Origin of the sequence: Moorena sp. SIO4E2, assembly GCF_010671945.1 — a bacterium.
Classification (GTDB): domain Bacteria; phylum Cyanobacteriota; class Cyanobacteriia; order Cyanobacteriales; family Coleofasciculaceae; genus Moorena; species Moorena producens.
The window spans coordinates 1-1,785 of record NZ_JAAHIE010001076.1 but is presented as its reverse complement, the minus strand read 5'-3'; the positions used below and the strand labels follow the sequence as shown (position 1 = coordinate 1,785).

The 1,785-nt window shown below is 41.2% G+C and carries 2 protein-coding genes; both read right to left on the bottom strand.

Features of this window, described 5'->3' with window-relative positions; translation table 11 throughout:
• Positions 1 to 416, bottom strand: a 416-nt coding sequence (locus F6K37_RS40800) for a helix-turn-helix domain-containing protein (protein WP_008183392.1), incomplete at its 3' end; no start/stop codon positions are given.
• Between the two features lie 640 nt (positions 417 to 1,056).
• Positions 1,057 to 1,314: a hypothetical protein gene (locus F6K37_RS40795; RefSeq protein ID WP_008183394.1), complete on the bottom strand. Its 258-nt coding sequence runs from the start codon at positions 1,312 to 1,314 to the stop codon at positions 1,057 to 1,059.
• Between the last annotated feature and the right edge of the window lie 471 nt (positions 1,315 to 1,785).

Genomic DNA, 1,785 nt, shown 5'->3' with positions numbered 1-1,785 from the left:
CAGCTAACCTTAAAATCAGAAATAGTCTCAATCCATACCCGTGCTCCACAATTTAGGGGATCATCTGGGCGATACATCACCCGACAAGGGCCATTCACTTCGACCGTATGACCATAAATATTTTTAGCGCCGCGTTTTACGGTAATCACGGGATTGCGATCGCCACTGTTGTGATTTTGGCGAATCACTTTCTGATTAACGTGGATCACAGCTTTAGTGTACTGTGTAAGCTTTGACCAATTCCGCTTCGGTCCACGAGTACCAGGGGTGACCACTGGCATACCGTCAAATAAGGGAATCACCCAAGTTCTACCCACTTTATAAGCTCCTTTGACTCTGCCCTTGCTCAACAGGAAACGGACGCGAGTGGCAGAGACACCTAGTAATTTAGCAGCTTGTGCGGTAGAAATCATCATGGCCGAAAAACCATTGCTTTAACGATATTGTTATTTTAACAGGATTTTTGAAAAGATGCAAAGGGTTATGGGGGTTTAACACGTTGTAAGGGTGGAAGTTTAGAAAAACTATTGCATTACTGCTAGGGGTGATGTGGGTGATGTGGATGGTTTTAAAAAACTATTGCACTGTCGCAATTAAGTTTTAAGTCTTGATTAGTGCTGTTGAGTTTTTTAGTAAGTTTGAAGTACATCTAAATATTCTTCCCTGTTCTCTGTTCCCTGTTCCCTGTTCCCTGTTCCCTGCTAACTGATAGCTGATAGCTGACAGCTGACAGCTGACAGCTGATAGCTAAATACTTAAAAAAAAATTCGGTCAAGTTCTGGTTAATTCCAATCCTTGACCGAATTATTTCTTGTAATAGTCAAGAGCCCTATGATCCTTGACTATATGTTCACCAAATCAACAACATACCAACTTAGGTTTAATACTTTAGACTTCGTACTTTCTCCTGAGTTTTGACCTGTCGCCAGCGATGCAGAGGTGCGACCCGTGGCGAATTTAATTCGCCAACGGAAAGCGCACCTAAGCGGTCTTGGGGGTTTCCCCCATGAGCGACTGCATCAAGAGAGGGATTGGCATCCCTGGCAATTTGCTATCTTAATCTACCAACAGATATCGAATCAATATACTGATCACCTCACCAGGATTTCCGGTAGGTTGAGGAGTGCTCCACTCATGAACTTGTGCGTAGCCACGGCTATAAAGATTATAGATTGTGACCCGCACGGTTTTGGGAGAACCGATCAATATATGTTTGATTTGCTCCCGTCCTGGCTGCCCTTGGCCAGATAATTCCGGGAAACTAGGATTGTTGGGATTATACTCAAAATTTGGGAGAAAGTTTTCGATGTCCATAATTAAAGTTGTTGTTGTATTACTTAACAACTTTATCTTATAAACTATTATTATTGGCATTGTCAAGTAATTTAAAAAATTTTTTTTTTGAACTTTTTTTTATGGAGGGGGTATAACGGTAATTTTTTTGATGATTTTTTTGTTAATTGAAAAAAAGCGATCGCGTAGCGTGACCTTCGCTCAATCTCTTAGCTGCAAAAGTATATTGGAGCTGCTATGCCATCACTTATCGGTTAGTTTAGAGCATCAATTTTATGAAATTAATACCGTAATACTGGGATAGCATTTAAGTTTAGAGTTTAATTCTGGGATAGCATTTAATTTGATAGAATAATTATGTGTTCGCGTAGCTTATCTTTCAGAGCATCGAACTTTCCAGATCGATTTCCGGGCTCCCCCCTTAGCTAAGGGGGGCTGGGGGGGATCGAGCTAGTAAATGCGATAGAAAGTTCGATGCTCTGAAAGATAAGC

Coding starts and splice junctions, on each gene's coding strand:
- F6K37_RS40795 (WP_008183394.1), bottom strand. CDS start 1,314: ATGGACATCGAAAACTTTCTCCCAAATTTTGAGTATAATCCCAACAAT.